Raw genomic sequence first — 21619 nt, 5'->3', positions numbered from 1 at the left:
TTTGCAAAGACATTTGAATAACATGAGCTACCCAACACTCTGCATTGTTTTAGAGCTAATTTCAAGTTATGCCTATCCTAATGCGGCTAAAGATTATCTTACTGTTCATTTTGCAAACGATATAACCAGATTACTGACTTTAAAATTACCTATCTTTCAGTAAAAACACTTTGAATCTTTTGAAATTGAGTAAACGGAAAGTCATGCTATAGACATAAAAAAGCTTCCCAAAGGATTTTATATTTTAATTGTTGTACAGCCCGGTAAGGAAAATCAAAGTTCTAAATTCTTCAAAAGTTAAAATTCAACGTCAGTTGATATGATTTGCGACGTGAAAGAGAAAAATAAGATAATTAATCACAGTTGCGATAGAACTTAATTTAAGAATCTGTAACTATCAATAACTAAAAGCTATTAATAAATACACTGAATACGATATAAATGCTATTTCTTCCGTTAAACGGTAATAAATAATCCGGTAACAAGGTAGAAACACAGTAGAACCCCGTCGTTTTAAAACAGGTGTTTTTACTTACATATCAGAGATGTTTAAATTGTAGGTTTGATTTACAAAAACTAACAATTAATCATTTATGAAAAGTATTCTTCAAAACAAAAGTCACGACAATACATCCTGCGGGTGTGAAGATCCAATTGAATGCCTTAGGCATATGTTTTGCGACCTTGTTCAAAAGAAAAGAGTCGATCAGGGTCAGTGTCCTGTAAGAAGGCCGGTATTTTTACGTACACACGGTATAATCAAAGGTACATTTACGATACCGGAAGGATTACCCAAAGACCTTCAATATGGTATATTTAAAGACTCCGGTACACATCCGGTATATGTGCGCTATTCCTCTGACCTTTCAGATGGCAGACCGGACTGGATGAGCACAATTGGAATAGGAATTAAGGTTTTTGATATTCCGGGTGAAAAATTCATAACTGATAATGATGCAAATACTGCCGATTTATTGCTGCAGAATGTACCATTCTTTTTTGTAGACAATGCCAGCGATATGTGTAATTTTACAAAAGCGAGTCTTGAAGGTTGGGGTGATGACTGGGTGCAGCAAAATGCTCCGGACACGAACGAACTTCTAGATAAAATGGCGAAACCTGTGCTTTCTGTGCTTGAAACGCAGTTGTGGAGTGTTGTGCCTTTTAAGCTAGGGCCCGATAATTATTGTAAATATGTACTTCGTCCCGGAGAATCTACTTTTGCTGGAGATGTAGACACCAATGACCCCGATTTTATGGCTAAAGATCTTGCTGCCCGTATGGCATTAGGACACGCCAGTTTAGATATTTATATTCAGAGACGGCCTGATGCTGCCGAATACGGAGAAGCATACCTTGAAGAACACTTCCCGTTAGATCGTGCTACAGTTATATGGGATGAAAAAATTGCTGTGCCTGTTAAAGTTGCAACTATTCATTTAGAAAAACAGGACATTTATAAAGATGAGCAGGAGATATATGGCGACTGGCTTTCGTTTAATATAGGCAGGGTTCCTTTAGATAACCAGCCCGTTGGCAGTATAGCGCAGGCGCGCGTAAGCGTTTATCAAACCAGTGCTAATTATCGAAGGGAAATGAACAGCCAGCCCGTAACTGAGCCTGTAAAACCGGGGGAACCGCAAATTAAAAATCCTGTTTGCCCTTTCCCTCACCACAAACCCAAACCGGAATCCAAAGAGCTTACAGAAGACCAGATAAAAAGGATAACACATGTAAAGATACATCCAGGAATAGGTATTGCCAGAGTTGGAGACAGTCCGGACGGATACTACATTGGCCCCGAAGTATTTCATCCTGAACCAACAAAGTTTGGATCTACACGAGATGCAGGAGGTGCCATAAAACGTCAGGCTGCCCGTTTCAGGATTTACGCGTACGATAAATATAACAATGTAGTTGGAGAAGTTGAGCATACCAAAAAATCCACTATTCAGTGGTCAGTACATTTGGCTAATAAAAAAGCTGCATGGTATCAGTTTAATGCCGCGTTGGATATTCCGGCTACAGTAAGCCTTACAGTCCCATTAAGAAATCCTACAATAAAAGGTGGCGACAGGAGTACACTATCTATAGATGCGGGTAAAACCGTTATAATGGGAGTAAATATGAAAGATTCCAGCTATGTTATGAGCGGAAATTTTGAAGGTACTCCTGTAACGCTTGGTGAACTTAGAACCGATGAAGCCGGACGACTATTGGTATTACCTGGTTTCGGTGTTTCAGCAAGTCCGTCGAATCAGCCAGTTTACAGACCTGAAGACCCTAACAGCTTTAATAATGCCAATGGTTGGTATGACGACATTGCCGATGGTCCCGTATATGCAAAGGTTACTATTGGTGGTATTGACTACGATGCAGATTCTGCGTGGGTAGCATCTGCACCTCCCAATTTTGCGCCGGATCTTGTAGGCTGGAGAACTATGGATGATCTTTTACAAAATGTATATATGCAATCGGGTATGTTGAGCGTACCACAAAGAATATCCTTTAACGATCATGTTAGGCCAATACTTCAGCGCCTTAGCGAGTTGCAATGGGTTAACAAAGGATTCCTTTCTTTGTTTGGTGCGGGTGCTCCGATGGATTTTAACGATCCGGAACTAATGAGGAAGTTGTCTTTTGTGCCAATGGATACAACAATGTATCCTGATCCGTATGCGGAACTGCGCCGTGGCATATATAACAGTTTCAGGCCTACTAATACTCAAACTGCCGAAATTGCTGCGTGGCCGTCTATTTACGGCGATGCATTTGGATATACCAATCCGGACCCTAATCTTCCACCAGCCGCATCTACATATCTTCAGTTACCTCCATTTTACACGTACGTTCTTACCAACTGGGTACAAGGTCTCTTTATAAATGACTATGATGCTAACAAAAAAGAACCGCACAATATTGAAGAAATAGATATTCAGAAGCAGCCGGAAATGCTGGACAGGTCGGCAATGCATTTTTGCCTGGCAGATGCTTTTCACCCGGGAGCAGAACTAACATGGCCTATGCGTAACGCTTCTTTATATAGAGCGCCTTACCGTATTCGTAAATGCGAGGAGGGAATATCAGATGCTTCATATGGCGCTACGCTGGATAACAATGGAGTAATGGCTGTAAATGGACCATTATATGGCCAGTCTGCAGGCGGACTTACAAGGTGGATGGCTTTGCCTTGGCAGGGCGATACTGCGTTTTGCCGTTCGGGTTATGATATGGAATATGATCCTTACCTGCCGACATTCTGGCCGGCCCGCGTACCAAATCAAGTGCTAACTGATGTTGATTACCATACGTTATGTGATACATCACAGCCAATGGATATCAGGATTGCCGCATTTCAAAACAGGCCTAATTGGGTAAGGCAGTTCCCTAATAGCCCTGCGCCGGAGGTAATGATGTTTATGGTATCACACTTTAGTCAGATGGGTATTATAGAAGCGAAGCCACGACCGGAAGATATGGATTGGCTACCGGAAAATATTTATGTTGAAAACCTAACCAAAGAAGAAAGCCATAATCTTAAGATTGACCACAAACTATATAATAAAGCATTTAACGAGCTTGGACTTGTTGACCGTAGAATGGCAGAGGCAGGATGGACAAGTGAAGAACAAAGAAATGAGTTCTTAACAATTAAACGAAGAGGGAATTAATTGTGAATACTACAGAATTTGATGTAGTTGTTGCCGGCGCAGGCCCTTCGGGCTGCGCCGCGGCAATTGCGTTACGACTTGCAGGCTTAACCGTATGCGTTGTAGACAGGCCTTATAACGGACGACGAAAGATTGGCGAATCTATTCCCGGGGCATCAGTACGGCTTTTAAACCGTTTGGGAATTAACGGAATTGAATCTTTATTAGATAGTAAAGATTATAAAAAATGCCTTGCCAATATTTCTGCATGGGGCACTGATACATGGGAATTTCAGTCGGGACTGAAGAATCCTGAAGGCGGAGGATATCATATCAACAGAGTAGCTTTTGACGATGCCTTACGCGATAAAGCTATATCGGTTGGTGTTGTTATCTATGAAAATATGATAGGTAGCGTTAGTCCACTATCAATTAAAGGACTAACAATAGGACTAAAGGTTGAATTTAAACGCAACGGTAACGCACATTTAAAAACAATGTGGATAATTGATGCAACAGGACGAAAAGCCTCAATTAGCAGGATGTTTGGCGTAAAAAGAATGCGCCTCGATAGTCAGATGGCAGCTGTAAAATGGATTAAGGCAGCTTCTGTTGCAAACGATGATCATGCAACACGTATCAAATCTGTACCATATGGTTGGTGGTACACTTCTTTTTTACCTGATAACAGCAGAGTTATAGGATTTCAGGGCTTACCGAAAGATGTCAGCCAAATGCATAAAGATGCAACATTATTCTTTAACCGATTTAATGACTCAGGAATACTTTCGCGTACCATAACACAGGAGTCAATTCTTGAAGAGAGCGCATACGAGGCAGGCGTGGCAAAGCCCGATAGTATTATTGCCGACAGGCTGCTTTGTGTAGGCGATGCTGCACTTTCTTTTGATCCTTTATCTTCACAAGGAATTTTATTTGCATTATACAGTGGTATAAAAGGTGCAGAAGCTATTGTAAAAAATCTCACTGAAATGAACATAGCAAACCAAAGTTTAAAAGATTATGAAGCTATTGTTGATAATGTATTCACTGAGAACCAAAAACATTTAAGGTATTTTTACATGAATGAATTTCGCTATCGAAATGAACCCTACTGGAAAAGCAGGCAACAATAGTTTCTGACTTTTTAAATAATTCAGCGACTTTACAATACGAGATTAATCCAAAAAGTATCAGATTCAAATTTTGTTTTATTCCGGAGTTTACACAGATTGACTATGCAATATAATTACCAAAAAATCAATTACTGCCGTCAGTTCTTAGCTTCTTTCTGCTAAACAAAAAATAAATCGTTAACAGTACAAACCACACTGCAAAAATAACACCCAGGTATATCTTAATAATTGAAGGATGTAAATAATTTGGCTGATAGAACAGTTTATCTAATGTGGTGAATTTTTCTGTCAACCCTTTTCTGTCAAAATTATTTCTGATAGCATTTAGATATTCATTGCTATGCTCTTTATAATACAAAACATCTGTAGTAAGCTGACCCGGTACAATCTGTGTTTCAATCTTGTATTTTTTGAATAAGGTATCTAATTTCTGAAAATTGTAAAGCAGCGAATCTTTGCCGTACCTGTAAATCAAATTATACCTTATTACAGCAACCTGGCGTTGTTGTTCGTCCGTTGGAATCCCTTCAACATTTTTAAACAAAGAATTGTTTTCTAAAAAGATACAAATATCACCATCATATCGTGGGTTTACCTCGCTACCCTTATAAATAATTTCGGTGCTGTCCTTAATAGTTGTCTTCTTTAAAACTCGCTTTTTTAGCACGTCACTGTCAATGCCAAGACTATCAAAAAATGTATTTGTTACATTGGCAGCTTTGTTATAATCGGTTGTGATTACCTTTAAAGTATCAATACTATAGTACCTATTTTCAGTAATATAATTGTCATCAGAAATTTTGGTACTGTCTTTTTCCTCTATAATAGGATAAGGCTCGGGATACAAAATATTCAAAACATTAAACAGCTTTTCAGAACTGTAGGAAGTATAATTATATAAAAAAGAATTCAAAGTGTTTAATAAGACTTTATCCTTATTAAAATTAGCTTCTGATAATTCCGTTTTCAATTTAGCATTTAAACCGAAGCTGTAACTAATAAAAAAGGAAAAGCTTAAAAAAGAAATTAACAGCAATAATGAACCTGTTTTTAATAAATCAGTAAACGTACGTTGCTGTTTTGAGTGATTTCGGACTAAAAAAATAAGAAAGAAAAACAGAAAAAAACCGGTAACAAAAAAATGAGATATAGAAACGTCATCGTAAAATTTAAATCTGTAAAATTCTGTATAGATGTTGATATTTTTTACTCCCTCAAATTTAAAATATCCGTATAAAAAATAAGCAAAATGTATAATTAGCAATATTATAAAAGACTTAATAAAGAATTTTTGTAAACTTTTACTCATGTTTTTTAGATTTGATGACTCTCAAATATAGCGAATCAAAATTACATTGGCAATGAAAAAAAACTTCATTATGACAGAAGAAACAATTATGTAAAGCGTCCTCAGAGAGATTACATATTAATTTATATAAAGCTGCCTCAAACCAAGGCAGTTCTTTTTATTAGGAAAATAAGAGATATTAGTCTCCTAATAGCTGTAAAATGACATTAATTCTTATATTTACTATTAAGTAAAATTCAAGTTATACGATTAGTTGCTCTGTAGCATCAGGTCAATCAATTTTAAGTAGTAAGCATGGAAGAATATACTCTGGATGAAAATCCGGTATCAAATGAGCAAATAAAGAAAGTTGATTTATTACCCGATCCGGAATCAAGATTAGATTCTATGGAAATGAGGGAACGACCTCTTATGGATGCTACAATACAATACAGGGACTTAACTGATGCTGCCAGCAAAAAAGAAAGCCTGGGCCGACTGATTAATAAACTAAATGTTGCTGCCAGTGTTAGGTATCAGAGAACTGTTGAAGATACGTATTGTAATGTATACGCCTATGATTACTGTTTCTTTAGTAAAGTATACCTGCCAACGGTCTGGTGGACAGATGAAGCCTTAGAACGAGTTCTGCAAGGATGCGATGAAGAAGTTGTTTTCGGGGAAACTGTAGAGCGAATTTACTCAAGCGCGATACATGACTGGTTTTTACAGTGGGGATCTCATTTTGGCTGGCAGAGATTGTTTACCGCTGATGAAATTCAGGAAAAGGTAAATACTAATGGTGGTATTGGTATAATTTGCGCCAAAAGAAAAGAAAAAGGGCTATCCGGACATATTGTTCCTGTTGTTCCTGAAACCGATTTAAATAAAGCTTACCGTGAGGATGGCATTGTAGTATATCCCCTTCAGTCACAGGCAGGAAAACTAAATTATAACTACTTTTCTGAAATTAGAAAAGATTGGTGGAATGATGAGTTATATTCCTCATATGTGTTTTATTACCACGATTAAACAAAATAATATACCTCATCGTTTACACTCTCAAAAAACGTATTGATTTCCAGCGCTTTAACTAATTGGAAATAATACAATAAAGAACTACTTTCGCAACTTAGAAAGACCACTAATAACAGCTCTAACAACAGAGCTGCTCATCTGGGTTAAATTATTGATAAAAAGTAATTTACGGCGGTAGTTATTTTACACCCCTACAATAAATATTACTTTTTCATCAGTACTTCAGTAGATGCAAGTGCCCATGTTTCTCAGAATAAAATAGATTTCCATACCGTTTAAAATCAAACTAAAACTTTAGTAGCTGTAAAAGCAACTGATCTACTAATGTTTTATCTCTCTTGCTTTTAACCAAATAAATGTTCCTAATAACAAAAAAGAAAGTAGTATAAATGAAAGAAAATCAGATTAAAAAATATTATTGGGGAATAGGATTAGAAAACGAAACCTACTTGCAGTTTGAAGAATCCCTAATAGTTTCTGGTGAATTTATACAGGAAAAAATTGGTTTTGAAAGATACAGTATCGATTATAGGAAATGCTATAAACCGGATAGCCTGGCTCCTATCTTAAAAGAGGCTTTTGAACTTAAGAAAAACTATACCGTTAGCAGGATGGTGAATAGCCATTCGCTGGAAAAGTTAGATCTAAACTATCAGCACAAAACCTTACCAGTATTAGAACAAGCACCTGGCACTGCTGATACAACTGATACAGAAGTAAAACCCCTTGACAATCCTGAATATCTTGGAAAATCGATCATGGAAATTTTCCTTCAAGATCAGCCTTACAATATTCAAAGCATGATCACCCAGAGGAACAAGACGATGGGATCTGTACACTTTGATGGTGATTCTATTGAATTTGTAACCAAATATTTCGAAAATAGAACGATCGCTGATTCATGCAAAGAGTTAAGAGCCACGAAAAAGCTATTTCTCGATACAATTAATGAATCGTCAGTATTAAATGGTAAATTAAATTTCCCTGAATACAACAATGGCCTTAATATGTTCATTACCAATCACGAGAATTTGGTATTATTCAACACCGGTACCTATCATTTTCATATTACTTTGCCTTCGTTAACTGTAGACAGCAGGATTGTAGATTACAATGATTTTGAAAAAACACACGCCAACGCTATTTATTTACTGCAATGGTTTGAGCCTTTTTTTATAGCAACTCTTGGAAGTCCCGATATTATGGGCGTAATAAGCGATAAATACAACCTTGAGAAAAAATTTACTCTAGGTTCTATGAGAAATGCTATTTCCCGCTATATAGGTTTAGGAACTTATAATAAAGCGATGCCAAAGGGTAAAATACTGACTTATAAAGTAGAAGACTTTAGAAAGCTGCTAAAGTTTACTAAAGAAGAAAATATTTGGTGGCGTGATCAAATTGAGGCAGACATGGAATATGAATTGCTTTCTGACGTTGGCCTTGATTTTAATCAGGAAAAAATGTACCAAAGCGGTTTTGAATTTAGAAGCTTTGACGAGTTTCCTGCCGAGTACCTACAGGATGTGATTTTTGCTATAATTCTAATTTGTGAACACTCTTTAAGCCTGCCCGATGTACAATGGGGACACGATAGTGCAGCCTGGAATAATTTAGCTTTTAAAACTTTAAAATTGGGTTATTTAGCTGAAATAAATGAGGTTGAAAAGAAAGAGGTTTTAGAAGTGCTAAAGATATTAAATCCATTAGATAGCGATTATAACACATTAAAATCTGAATTTGATGCTATAATAATGTTAGATGACTTCTTCTTTAAGATCTTAGCGGTTTTGCATAGTAAATACAAAGACAATAATATCTGCCTGGATTCAATGTGCGGCGAGAAAACAAGCATACCTCCTAAATGGGATAACTTTAATAAATACCAAACGGAAAGACATCTGCAACAAATAGGCTCAAAAGAAGAAGACTGTTTTTATAAACCTCTATCAGAAGACTGTCTGGCAGTTGTATAAAGCACCTACAGATAAAACGCATGTCTTCATCTTAATTTTATCAAGCTTTCTTTAAGCTTATTTTTTGATTACGACTTATTCATTAACGGTTCGTTGTAATGATGGTTCGGTATAAGATAAACAGTGTTATCCTGAAAATCCAGATAAGTATTGAATCTTTTTAATACCTCGCTGCCTAAAATATGGACATTAGCCCCAAACTGTGTTTTGCTTGTTGTCATAACCTGCGCAGGAACGTTTTTCAATTCATATTTACCGATGGTAAGGCTTTCTAGCTTTGAGGTTATTACCGGAACCTCATTACCTATGACGCCATGCATTATTACCTTATCGATAAACTCCATTTTATCTGTGGGGAAATTTTCTTGTTTCAACAGGTCGTTATCAAGCATAACCGTCTTTTGGTAACCTGTGTCAAAAAGAAACCAGTCTTTAACAGTAGTTCCGCTTTGCGCAATTTGGTTTTGCGTAAAAAACCTGGAGTTAAAATATTTAATATCCAGTTTTACGGCAGCTTTGTTACGTCTTACAGCCTTAGGTAATTTAGAATGAACCACCATGATGTTTTTATAGTAATCAAGTTCTACAATTAAACCATCAAATATATCCCATCCTAAAAGGCCATCAGTCTCGTGACCTGCCATTTTAATATCATATATTTTTGATTTGTAGGTCCTCCCCCCTATTTCAATATCGTGAAACGTATTGTACAATTTAATATCACCTTTTACCTTATGCTGTAAAGATTCCTCAATCAAAGTAACTTCTGTGGCACCCGTATCAAAATTAAGATGTAAAGTATCCTTTTTATTGATTACAACTTTAATATAATTGGTATTGTATTTATTTAATACAAGTGCAATTGTATCGTGAATTTCAGGAGAAACCTTACGGTAATCTTTAACTTCGGGGCTTTGAAAACGTGTATAGCACGAATCTTTACCATTAAGCAAAACTATAAAATCCTTGTACTGCCCTTCTTTTAAAGTAAGGCTGATCGAATCAATATCGGTCTTAAGCTTTACAGATGTTGGCTTGGTTAATTTGTTTGTAGTATAGGCATCAACTTTTGTTTCGGGGCTAAGATTCCAGCGTATTGCCTTCTGGCCTTCTTCGTATACAACTGCAGCTTTAGAGGTTGCCCTAATTACAGGCAGTTTCTTTTGAGAAAAACAGCTTATTGAAAAAGCCAACAGCGTAATTAAATAAATGTATCTCATTTTGATGGACTGCTATAAAATTTATTAAAAAAAGCCCGATTAGGTTTTACACTTCGTTAATTTGTCCGTTTTGGTATGATGCCGCAAATATAAAAAAAGTCAGCAATTCTAGAAACAGATGCTCATCGAGCAATTTGACTACTCTAATTCGAACAAGGAGTTTCAGACAATTACCGACCTACTTTGGTTTTAATAGTGAAGATTTCAGGCAACGATGGCAATTTTAATTTCCGGAATTTACTACCTCAACATGTATATTACTAAAAGCAACAGTACATTTTGCGGTATTGATGCCGCAGTGCCTGAAGGACAAACTCAAATAAAGAACGCACTCAATAACGTAATAGAAATGCTGTATAAGCAACAACAAAAATAGACATCTAAACGTAACCGCTGCCATCCGTTTTACTTAGCCTCGTAAACGTAAGGCTGGAAAGAATGGTAAATATAGCCAGCACAATAAAAGTATAGTGGAAAGGTTGCGTACTGTTCATATCGAAAGCGTCGGATTGAAAGAACGACAATATAACACTGGCTACTGATACGCCAAAACTCACCGAAAGCTGTTGCATAATAACCAGCATAGTATTACCTCCGCTCTTTGTATTATCATCCAGGTCAACCAAAGTAATTGTATTCATTGCCGACATCTGTATAGAAGTAAAGAATCCGTAAAATATCATTAGCAGAATATAATATCCAATTGGCGTTTCCTTTTCTACAAAACCCAAAATGATTAGAACAATTCCAAGTAAAATAGTGTTGCTAATTAGTACCGTTCGATATCCCAGCGCTTTAATAATACGTACCATAAATGGCTTTATTGCCACATTAGAAAGCGCTGAAGGAAGTAATAACAGTCCTGCTGTTGATGCCGAATAGCCAAACCCTGTCTGCAACATAAGAGGTAATAGCAATGGTAACCCGCCGATACCAAGCCGCGTAATCAGACTCCCGGAAAGCCCTACACGCAGCGTTTTAATATTAAGCAACCTTAAATCGATAATAGGCTTTTCTGTTTTTTTGTAGTGTATATAGTAGAAAACAGCCAACAGGTTAAATACCAGCAGGCATGCTAAGATGAGCATCCAGTGCGTAAGGCCGGTACTTATAAGTTCCAGCACCATTGTTATTGCTATCAGTGAAAGGCTAAAATACATTAACCCACGAAAATCAAATCTTCCCACTGCCTTCTTAAAATTGGGCATAATCCTCTTTGCCATTGCTATCCCGATAAGGCCTATCGGAACATTTACAAGGAAGATCCAGTGCCATGAAAAATTATCCGAAAGGAATCCGCCTAAACTGGGTCCTACCACCATTCCCAAAAGGCCAAAAACTGTTATAAAGTTCATGGTCTTTAATAGTTCATTTTTAGGATATTGGTATAATATGGCAAGCCTTGCTATTGGCACCATCATAGAGGCTCCTATCGCTTGCAGCACCCTTGACAGGTTAAAAGTAAGAAGGTCAACCGAGAGCGCACAGCATAATGACCCCGCAACAAAAAGGCCAACGGCAAGCATAAACATGCTTCTTGTACCAAATTTATCGGCAAGCCAGCCTGATAATGGTATAAACAAAGCCAGTGTAAGCGCATAGGTAACAATAACAGAATGCATCTCTGTAGGCGAATAATTCATATCGCGTGCAATAACAGGCAACGAGGTGTTAAGAATTGTTGCATCTAACGACTGGATAAACATAGCAACTGCCGTAACCCAAGGCAATAGGTTTTTGGCGATATGTTCCTGTTCTTTTTTCTTTTGTTTCTTTTCCCTTTTAAGACTTAGCATTCATTATATTTTTCCAGGCGTAGTGCTGTAATTTTTGTAACTACTAATTTAGCTATTCTACATAAGAAATAGCAGGCTTTAACTATTCTTTTATCCGTTCTAGGGACTATGTTTTTCCGTTACATCTCCTTTAAAGTGACAAATTCATAATAACTTTTATAACCGAAAGTTAACAGGTTTATAAAGTCCTCATTGTGTTATCAATTTTTGTTAACTTTCAGATTATGTACAATAAAATTTAATTAATCATACTATATGAAACAGAGTCGACCTCATATTACGTGCCTTATGATGACATCTATTGATGGAAAAATTCTTTCAGAAACCTGGGGTGACCATCCGCAGGTAAAAAAACTCGCCGCGAAATATGAAGAGATCCATGATGAGATTGGCATACCGACATGGATAGTAGGGAGAACTACCATGGAAAAAGATTTCACCCATTACCTTAAGCCAATTTACAAGGAAGGTGATTTTGAAATAGACCGCAACGATTTTATTGCAGTTAAGGATGCTTCCTCTTATGCGATTGCTATAGACGGACACGCAAAACTGGGCTGGGAATCGCCAATGATGCAGGGAGAGCATGTAATTACCGTATTAACAGAAGAAGTACAGGATGCTTACCTGGCACATCTGCAGGATATAGGCTTATCTTATATTTTTGCAGGAAAATCTGTAGTTGACCTTGAGGTGGTGGTAGAAAAACTATATTCCCTTTTTTCTATAGATAAACTTATGCTGGAGGGTGGTGGCACGCTAAATGGAAGTTTCCTTGACCTTGGACTTATAGATGAGATTTACCAAATTCTATTGCCCTTGGCAGATGGCAGTAAAGATGCATCAACCTTTTTTGATAGAGAGACTAAAAGCAAAAAGATAAGCTCTACGCTTTTAGGCCTTAAAGATGTAAGGCATATTGAAGATGATGCCCTCCTACTCCACTTCTCGGTTGAAAAACAGGTTAAAAAAACTGATGAGTAATCCCAAAACCTTAAACAAATTGCAGAATGCGGATTATGAATAAAGCATAATCAATTCATCCTGCATTCTGCATTCTGCAATTTGTTGCAAGGTGGTTTTATTATTGATAGGGGTTTAGTTTTTTTAACGTGTGATTTTTCCGGTTTCTTCGCTCAATTTCTGCTGAAATTTCAATATCAATTTCAGTGATTAATCTATTACCGAATACTTTTAATTCTTTATGGATCTGTTCTATAAAGGTATGTATGAAATTTAGATCTTTCAGTAGTTCTGCTTTTACGGCCTGAATCGCTTTTTCATTATTTTCAATTTTCTCAAAATAGTATTCCTCCACAAATAGATAGCTATTTACTATAGCAAATTTGTTGCTTGCCTCAAGGATATCCTTAATTTTATGTTCTAATAATTCAACCTTTCCTCTTACAGGAATACTATAGTAGGCATAGTTAGCGACATCGCCAACAACATAATTATAACCTTCCGGAGCGTTATTATGTGTAAGAGTCTTAGATTTAATTTCTACAGCTAAACAATCTGTATCCAGGTAAGGTGGTGCAATGGCAAACTTACGTCGAAGGTTCTCCCTGTATAGCTCTGCTTTTAAATCATCATCTGAGGATTTATCTATAAACTTTTTAAGTTCGGTAAATACATTATTGTAGATTGCTTCCATAGACTATTTTTTAGTTATCTAAATTTATTCCCAAAACCTGGGATATGAAGGTTTTTAACCGTAGTGACAGGCAATTTTCTAAGCCTTTCAAATTTAATATAGTTACGCCCCCTGCCCCAGATTTATACTTAGACCGCCATCAAGGGTAAAAGTCTGACCTGCCGCGTAAGAAGCATCTTCCGAAGCCAGATAAACCACAAGCTTTGCAATTTCTTCCGGTTTTCCTGCCCTTTGATATGGAATATTACTTTGGGCTTCTTTTAACTGTTTGGGGTTATCTATTGCCTCCTGGTTCATTGGTGTAAGTATCATGCCCGGAGCCACATTGTTTACATTTATATTGAAAGGCCCCAACTCGAGCGCTAGGCATCTGGTTAGATTTCGTATAGCTCCCTTACTTGCACAATAGTCACTTCCGCCAATAGTTGGCACCTCTTCATGAATAGAAGATATATTTATTATTTTCCCTCCATTGCCATTTGCTTTCCTTATTTTTATAAATTCCTTACAGCCATAAAAAGTTCCGTATAAATTAGTACGTATCGTCTTGTCAAAAACTTCAATATCCATTTCATCCAGCTTGACACCCGACTGGTTTACAGCTGCATTATTTACAATAATCCAGGGAGTCCCTAACTGACGTTCACATTCCTCAAACATTTGTTGTACCTGTTTATAGTCGCTAACATCTGCTTTCAGGATGATTCCCTTACTGCCATTTTCTTCAACTAATTTTAAAGTCTCTTTTGCGCCGTCTTCGTCAGTGTGATAATTAATTAAAATATCAGCACCTTCACGACTAAGTGCAACAGCTGAAGCTTGCCCAATTCCTGAATCTGCACCCGTTATAATTGCTACTTTACCCGTGAATTTCTTTTCTGTGTTTTCCATAAATGTTCTTTTTCTTAAAGTTACTTACAAAAGGACAGTATATATAATGTACGCATTGAATTAGCTTTAAATTAACGCATGCTCAGTATTTTCTTAAAATCCTGTTGCCTAACCTGATTGATAAAAACTTCCGAAAAATTACTGATTTGTATTATAGTCTCATAGTCTCAAAATCAGGCATAACAGAACATAAAAATGAATTGTACCAGAGATTATAAGAACTATATTTGCACCGCTGGCGGTAAGCCATAATTGAACCCGATTTTTATGATGACGAAAGATGAATTTATAACTCCAAATGCAATAAGCATTGAAGAAATAGAGAAATGTATTGCTTTATTGACGGAGTTAAATACTAATACCGACCAGATATTTGACATTCCAAAAGAGCAGCGAACAGCATTGATTAAAGCTGCAGGTCAGTTTTCAAGGCCCGATCGCGATGAACTTGTCCGTAGAAAAAAAGACGGAAAACAGGCTCTAAAACGAAAAATGGAAAAGAGAGACAGGACTGCCCGTAAAGTAACCGGAATACGTGAAGCCCGTGAAGCTCCTGTTTTTATAGCTCCCAAATTACTAGATTTCACCGATTTATCTACTAAGGAGCAGTTAGAGTTACAAACGCCCAGAAATTGTTATGTATGCAAAACACAGTTCACCAAGCTGCATCACTTTTATGATACTATGTGTACAGACTGCGGCGATTTTAATTACGCAAAACGTTTCCAGACAGCAAATGTAAAAGGTCAGATTGCAGTGGTAACAGGTTCCCGTTTAAAAATTGGCTACCATATTACCCTTATGCTTTTGCGTGGTGGCGCAACAGTTGTAGCTACGACCCGTTTTCCTGTAGATTCTTCAATTCGTTTTGCTAAAGAGCATGATTTTATGGAATGGGGACACCGTTTAAAAATCCATGGATTAGATTTAAGACACATTCCTAGTGTAGAGATCTTCTGCAATTTTATAGAACAAAAGTACGGTCGCTTAGACATCCTTATTAATAATGCTGCACAAACGGTAAGACGCCCTTCCGGATTTTATACCCATTTAATGGAAAATGAAGAACGCCCTGTTGCGTCTTTACCTAAACAGGTGCAGGATTTACTATTAGACCATACCAATTGCCTGGAAGAGCTTAAAACGCTGACACTTGGTGCTTCGTCTAATCAAAATATGCCGGTAACGTGGCACGGACCCGAACCGGGTATCGGATTAAGGGCGTCTGCTAAACTATCGCAAATTCCCTACTCATTTGATAATACGCTGGTAACAAACGAAGTTTTCCCGGAAGGAGAACTGGATGCCGATCTTCAACAGATTGATTTACGTAAGACAAACAGCTGGCGTTTAAAATTAGGCCAGATTGAAACTACCGAAATGATAGAAGTGCAATTGGTAAATTCTGTTGCTCCCTTCGTACTATGTAATCGTCTTGCAGAAGTAATGAAGAAAGATAATACTGGGCAAAAACATATTATAAATGTTTCTGCTATGGAAGGCAAATTTTACTACGGATTTAAAGACGACCGCCACCCTCATACTAATATGGCAAAGGCAGCATTAAATATGCTAACTCATACAGCAGCCGCTACTTTAGCTAAAGATGGTATTTATATGAATGCTGTAGATACCGGCTGGGTTACGGATGAAGATCCTGCTGAATTAGCAAAAAGAAAACAAGAGGAAGAAGATTTTCAACCCCCATTAGATATTGTTGACGGTGCTGCGAGGGTTATGGATCCACTGTTTGATGGAATAAATACAGGAAAACACTGGTGTGGAAAATTCCTGAAAGATTACAGGCCAATTGCATGGTAATCGTTAGCGATTATAAAAAGTAAATAAAAGAGGACGTGAATAGAATGGAAAATGAAGGGGTACACTGGACTGTTTGTATTGACTGCAAGGGACGCGGCAAAAAAAGCCGGGGACTTAGCAAGAAAGCAAAGCTCCACTATCAAATGGAGCTGGATAATTTCGAAAAAACAAATGAAGGTGTGGCTCCCGTTCGCCCGAAAGGGCATTTATATTCCTGCTTAACCTGTTCAGGATCGGGGTTGCTTCCTTCTATCGACAATCCAATAGCAAATGAAGAAAATTACCCACACGTTGCTATTATTGGCGGTGGCATAGGCGGCGTGGCTTTGGCTGTAGCGTGTTTACATAGAGGAATTCCTTTTACCTTATACGAGCGTGACAGCCATTTTGATGCACGTTCTCAGGGTTACGGACTAACTTTGCAACAAGCCAGTAAAGCAATGGAGGGGTTCGGGATTTTTTCATTAAAAGAAGGCGTGATTTCAACAAAACATGTTGTTCATACTCCGGAAGGAAAAGTTATAGGGGAATGGGGAAACAGAAAATGGGTGCAACCCGACACGAAAGAATCTCAAAAACGTTCAAACATACATATTGCCAGGCAATCGTTACGTTTAGCATTGCTTGAGCAACTTGGCGGACATGATGCAATACATTGGGGACACCAGTTAATTGATTTTAAAGAATCTGAAGATGAAGGCGTCAATCTTACTTTTCACGTAAACGGAGAAAGGAAGAACTACAAGGCAGATCTTGTGGTTGGTGCCGATGGTATTCGCAGTACCGTACGCAAATTAGTTATCGGTGACAATATTACGCCACTACGTTACCTCGACTGCATCGTAATATTAGGTATTTGTCCGCTAAATGCTCTGGAAGACCCTAGCAGTCATTTACTGGATTCGGCAACTGTATTTCAGACTGCCAACGGGAATGAGCGTATCTATATGATGCCTTTCACAACAGACTCTGTAATGTGGCAGCTCAGTTTTCCTATGCCGGAAGAAGAAGCCAAAGCCTTAAGTGCACTTGGAGCAAAAGCACTAAAAGAAGAAGCGTGTCGCAGGACACAGTGGCACGACCCTATTCCTCAGATTTTAGCAGCTACTCCCGAAGTCCAAATTTCGGGCTATCCGGTATATGATCGTGAATTACTCGATTCAGAATTTCTGAAGAAGAGTAATCGGGTGACACTAATAGGCGATGCAGCACATCCTATGAGTCCGTTTAAAGGACAGGGAGCCAATCAGGCACTATTAGATGCACTTACATTAGCACGCGGAATAGCAAAAGGATGCAGATCTTCCCAATGGAGGACAGCAGGATTGAGAGACAGTGTACTAAATGAATTTGAATCAGAAATGTTAGAACGCAGTGCCATTAAAGTAAAAGATTCAGCAGCAGCGGCACAGTTTCTGCACTCCGATATTGTGCTTCATGAAGGCGATGCCCCAAGAGGACGCTGCCTAAAGAAAAAAGGCGCATAAAGCGCCTGGATTCTGTATAAATATGTACTTCTGATTATTAGGCGGAACTATCAGTTTTATCGTTGAGATTCGCGGCAGATGGGACACTTAGTCTAAAGGAGCAGATTGCCAAATAAAGTGCGCATAACAATAGTATCATTACTGAACCTTGTTGCGAACCCAGAGTTTCTGTAGCCAGTCCCATAAGTGGTGGAAATATAGCGCCCCCTGCAACCCCTGTAATCATAAGACCCGATATCTCATTTGTTTGCAAAGGCCTGAATCTGATTGCTATCGTATAAATTATCGCAAAGATACTTGACGATGCAAAGGCTATAATACACACAAGCGTTAGTAGTAATGTCTGATCATTCACAAACAATAAACCACCAAGCATAAGCAGCACAACGAGCATGCATATCTTGAAGAAAAGCTTTTCAGAAAACCTGCTTAACATTATTATTCCAAATGCAGTACCAATGGTGCGGGCTGCAAAATAATAACTTGATCCGTATGTGGCCGCCTCTTTCTCTAACCCTACTCTTTCCATTAATAATTTTGGGGTAACCATATTCATCCCCACATCAAGCCCTACGACACATAAAATACCAATAAAACATAACAGGATGGTACTATCTTTAAGCAAACCAAAGGTTTTAGTAAGACTTGCCGTTTCTTGTCTTGTTGTGTTTTCTTTTATTTTTGTAAAGAATAACCATATCAGTGATAAAGATGTTATTGCAGCATATGCGTAAAAGCTTTTTTCCCAAGAGCCAAACTGAACCGAAAAATACCCCACTATTATTGGCCCTGTAAAAGATGAGATTGCCTTTATAAACTGCCCAAGGGTAATGTAACTCGTAACCTTATCATTAACTATATTGGTAAGTAACGGATTTAGAGCTACCTGAAGTACGGTATTTCCTATTCCCAATAATATAAATGTTATATAACACGTAGTTTCAGTAAACGACACCACCGGAATAAACACTGCAATCAGGGTAATAAATAATCCCGCTAAAACCAGTTTTTTCCGACCAAACTTATTCATAGCCAAAGCAGCAGGAACAGATAGTAACAAAAACCACAGGAACACCAGCGAAGGTAAAAAACCCGCCTTTGTTTCCGACCAGTTAAACTGCAATTTTGCATAGGTTACCGATATCCCTACAAGGTCGCAAAAACCCATTATAAAAAAGCCCAATAATACAGGAAACAGTTTATTGTAAATAGATTTTTGATTCTGCATGATAATACTTTATTAGTTATTCCAGGTATCTACAGGTTTAGCGTCAACCTTCATTTTTAATGTACCACCTTTTCTTATATCTTTCAGGTCGATTGAAAGCTTTTCTAAATTTCTATTATCCAGCTTTACTTCCTGTAGGTATACATTGCTTTTGGAATTGTTCTTTACATCAATAACAAAGTTTTTATTTCCTGATTTACCCGATTGTTTAATCGTCACTTTATCAAATAGAGGGCTTCCTATCTGGAACGATGGATTTATATCTGTCAGTCCTTTAACATCAAATAATCCAATTGAAGACATAACATACCAAGCACCCAGCTGTCCCTGGTCTTCATCCTGACCATAGCCATATCCGTGAATTCCTTCTGTACCATAAAATTCGTCACAGATTGCATGCACCCATTTTTGGGTAAGATAAGGTTTGCCAGAAAAGTTAAACAACCAGGAAATATGCAGGTTAGGCTGATTGCCATGATTATAAAACCCGGACAATCCGGCAAAAGCGTCAATTGTGGTTCCCCCACCAAAAACATTTTTCTGAGATTTTACAAAGATGTTGTCCAGCCTATCATTGAAAGTGTCTTTTCCCAAAGTAGCAACCAGCTCGTCCACATTATGAGGAACATAGAATGTATACTGCCATGCATTACCTTCCTGGAAACCCCTCCAGGGCTGCGACGCATCAAAATTATCTACAAATTTACCGTTAGCATATTTAGGCCTTATGAACATTGTTTCTTTATCAAAAATCAATTTCCATCCATCGGCTAGTTTCATGAGTTTTTCATAGTCCTGAGTTTTACCTAATGCTTTAGCAAATTGCGCTACAGCATAGGCACTATACGAATACTCTAATGTATGGGAAGCCGAGAATCCCGAACCTTCTCCATTAGTGTCGTAACCAATATTATCAAGTTGTGGTACATAACCGCGATCAACAAATTGCTTAACGTCCATTTTTCCGGCACCTTCTATTCTTCCCCTCCATTCGAGTTCGTTTTTTAAAGCAGCTTCATATCCTTTTTCTACATCAAAATTTGTAATCCCGCTATTATAAGCCGATGCTATAACAAGACCCGTAAAGTTAGTACCCACACCTGATACATATTTACTATTAGCAATACCATCGCCAAGCCATCCTGCATCTTTATAAACAAGCAACTGTCCCTGTATCCAGTCAGCATAATATTCAGGATATGCTAATGCCCACAATTGGGTAAGGTTCCAGAAACCACCCCAAATAGCGTCGGTGTTATAGTAATTGTATTTTGGCTGGCCTTTAGCATCCAAAGGTATCTGACCAACTTTACCATTATTCATAGGATAGGCACCGTTTACATCACTTCCAAGTCCACGCCCTAATAAAGCGTGATAAAGTCCGGTATAAAACTTTGTCTTATCGTTTTCATTTTTACCTTCTACTGTTATCCTGCCTAAGTAATCATTCCAGGTTGTGAGGCTCTGCTTTCTGGCCTTGTCAAAATTCAGGTCCTTTGCCTCAGTATCAAGATTAAGGCGGGCATTGGCAACAGAAGTATAGGATAACCCAACTTTTACCGTAATTGTTTCATTTTCTTTAGTATCAAAAGTCAGGTATACACCTGCCCCTTCCCCAGTCATTTCTTTACTATTTGCCTGGGTTCCTTTTTTATTGAATGTACCAAATGCTGCCGGCTTTTTATCTAAAACGGCTGAAAAATACATCGCTACATCGGCACCTGCCTGATATTTCTTTACATATTCGGGAATTGTAATAACATATCCTTCTATCCTGCCATCTGCAGATATCGTAACTTTAGCTTCTTTTACAGCACCACTTTCACCCTGCCTGTTACCAATATCAAAAATGATGTTTGATTGCGATGATTTAGGAAACGTATATCGCTGAAACCCTACTCTCTTAGTGGCCGTCAGTTCTGCCTTTACATTATAGTCTTTTAATTTCACCGAGTAGTAACCCGCTGTAGCAAATTCATCCTTGCGATCAAACCTTGAACGATAGCCCTCATCTGGATTGTCGAGGCTGCCGGGTATTGTCTGTAGCTTTCCTACAGAAGGTGCAAGCACTATACCCCCTACCTGAAATTCGTGCAGACAGGCAAACCCCTCTATAGATGTATCCCTGTCATCATACCCTGTTGCTTCCCAACCCTGGGCATTACCCAGATGAGCGTTTGTTGACGGCCCTAGTTTTGCAAGCCCAAATGGTACAGCACCCGGAGTGTAAAAAAACCAGCGGCTGTGCGCAGTGCCTATATTAGGATCTACATAATCGGATAATTTCTTAGTGGATTTCTGACTCATGGCTTTATCAGGCGCTAAACAAATAGCAGTCAGGATAAATAGTTGTATAATAATATTTTTCATATCTAAATATAAATAGTTTAAATCATAATAATAAACAGTTCTTTACTAAAGCAATATGCCG

Annotated in this window: 14 protein-coding genes; 7 read left to right on the top strand and 7 right to left on the bottom strand. The window is 37.9% G+C overall.

Translation table 11 applies throughout. The features are described 5' to 3' along the window. The first annotated feature begins 593 nt into the window (after window positions 1–593). Together ALW18_17325 and ALW18_17320 are read left to right on the top strand one after the other, a co-directional pair. The gene (locus tag ALW18_17325) at window positions 594–3671 is read left to right on the top strand and encodes a hypothetical protein (GenBank protein AOE54113.1); all 3078 of its coding nucleotides are present in this window, start codon (window positions 594–596) and stop codon (window positions 3669–3671) included. A 2-nt stretch (window positions 3672–3673) separates the two neighbouring features. Next, entirely contained in the window at window positions 3674–4786 is a 1113-nt protein-coding gene (locus tag ALW18_17320) for a hypothetical protein (protein AOE54112.1), read from the top strand. Between the two features lie 124 nt (window positions 4787–4910). Here the strand turns inward: ALW18_17320 and ALW18_17315 are convergent, their stop codons facing one another. Beyond that, window positions 4911–6095, bottom strand: a complete 1185-nt coding sequence (locus ALW18_17315; GenBank protein ID AOE54111.1) for a hypothetical protein — start codon at window positions 6093–6095, stop codon at window positions 4911–4913. 294 nt (window positions 6096–6389) lie between these two features. Here ALW18_17315 and ALW18_17310 point away from each other — a divergent pair, with 294 nt between their 5' ends. Both ALW18_17310 and ALW18_17305 read left to right on the top strand, forming a co-directional pair. Next, on the top strand, window positions 6390–7106 hold the full coding sequence (locus tag ALW18_17310; GenBank protein ID AOE54110.1) for a hypothetical protein: 717 nt from the start codon (window positions 6390–6392) through the stop codon (window positions 7104–7106). A gap of 395 nt (window positions 7107–7501) precedes the next feature. Then, complete coding sequence (locus ALW18_17305) at window positions 7502–9088, top strand: hypothetical protein (GenBank protein ID AOE54109.1); 1587 nt, start codon at window positions 7502–7504, stop codon at window positions 9086–9088. Window positions 9089–9156: 68 nt separating this feature from the next. On the opposite strand, the gene ALW18_17300 is transcribed toward ALW18_17305, so the two are convergent. Both ALW18_17300 and ALW18_17295 read right to left on the bottom strand, forming a co-directional pair. After that, window positions 9157–10308 (bottom strand): hypothetical protein, encoded by a 1152-nt coding sequence (locus ALW18_17300; GenBank protein AOE54108.1) that lies wholly within the window; start codon window positions 10306–10308, stop codon window positions 9157–9159. Window positions 10309–10688: 380 nt separating this feature from the next. After that, a complete protein-coding gene (locus tag ALW18_17295) occupies window positions 10689–12104 on the bottom strand; it encodes an MFS transporter (protein ID AOE54107.1) in 1416 nt (471 codons plus the stop codon). A 255-nt stretch (window positions 12105–12359) separates the two neighbouring features. Here ALW18_17295 and ALW18_17290 point away from each other — a divergent pair, with 255 nt between their 5' ends. Next, window positions 12360–13088: a hypothetical protein gene (locus tag ALW18_17290; GenBank protein AOE54106.1), complete on the top strand. Its 729-nt coding sequence runs from the start codon at window positions 12360–12362 to the stop codon at window positions 13086–13088. 100 nt (window positions 13089–13188) lie between these two features. Here ALW18_17290 and ALW18_17285 read toward each other — a convergent pair whose 3' ends face one another. Next, window positions 13189–13761: a hypothetical protein gene (locus tag ALW18_17285; protein AOE54105.1), complete on the bottom strand. Its 573-nt coding sequence runs from the start codon at window positions 13759–13761 to the stop codon at window positions 13189–13191. Between the two features lie 102 nt (window positions 13762–13863). Continuing rightward, window positions 13864–14652 carry a short-chain dehydrogenase gene (locus ALW18_17280; protein ID AOE54104.1) on the bottom strand — a complete coding sequence of 263 codons (789 nt, stop codon included), beginning with the start codon at window positions 14650–14652 and terminating at the stop codon, window positions 13864–13866. 270 nt (window positions 14653–14922) lie between these two features. On the opposite strand from ALW18_17280, the gene ALW18_17275 reads away from it, so the two are divergent. Next, window positions 14923–16473 carry an oxidoreductase gene (locus tag ALW18_17275; protein ID AOE54103.1) on the top strand — a complete coding sequence of 517 codons (1551 nt, stop codon included), beginning with the start codon at window positions 14923–14925 and terminating at the stop codon, window positions 16471–16473. Between the two features lie 44 nt (window positions 16474–16517). After that, a complete protein-coding gene (locus ALW18_17270; GenBank protein AOE54102.1) occupies window positions 16518–17960 on the top strand; it encodes a monooxygenase in 1443 nt (480 codons plus the stop codon). Window positions 17961–17997: 37 nt separating this feature from the next. Here the strand turns inward: ALW18_17270 and ALW18_17265 are convergent, their stop codons facing one another. Continuing rightward, window positions 17998–19188 carry an MFS transporter gene (locus ALW18_17265; protein ID AOE54101.1) on the bottom strand — a complete coding sequence of 397 codons (1191 nt, stop codon included), beginning with the start codon at window positions 19186–19188 and terminating at the stop codon, window positions 17998–18000. Between the two features lie 12 nt (window positions 19189–19200). Beyond that, window positions 19201–21558, bottom strand: coding sequence for an alpha-mannosidase (locus ALW18_17260; protein AOE54100.1), 2358 nt, complete (start codon window positions 21556–21558; stop codon window positions 19201–19203). Window positions 21559–21619 lie beyond the last annotated feature (61 nt).

This window comes from Flavobacterium psychrophilum, assembly GCA_001708385.1.
Taxonomy (GTDB): Bacteria; Bacteroidota; Bacteroidia; order Flavobacteriales; family Flavobacteriaceae; genus Flavobacterium; species Flavobacterium psychrophilum_A.
The sequence above is the reverse complement of the archived record's forward strand: the minus strand, read 5'-3'. Positions and strand labels throughout refer to the sequence as shown.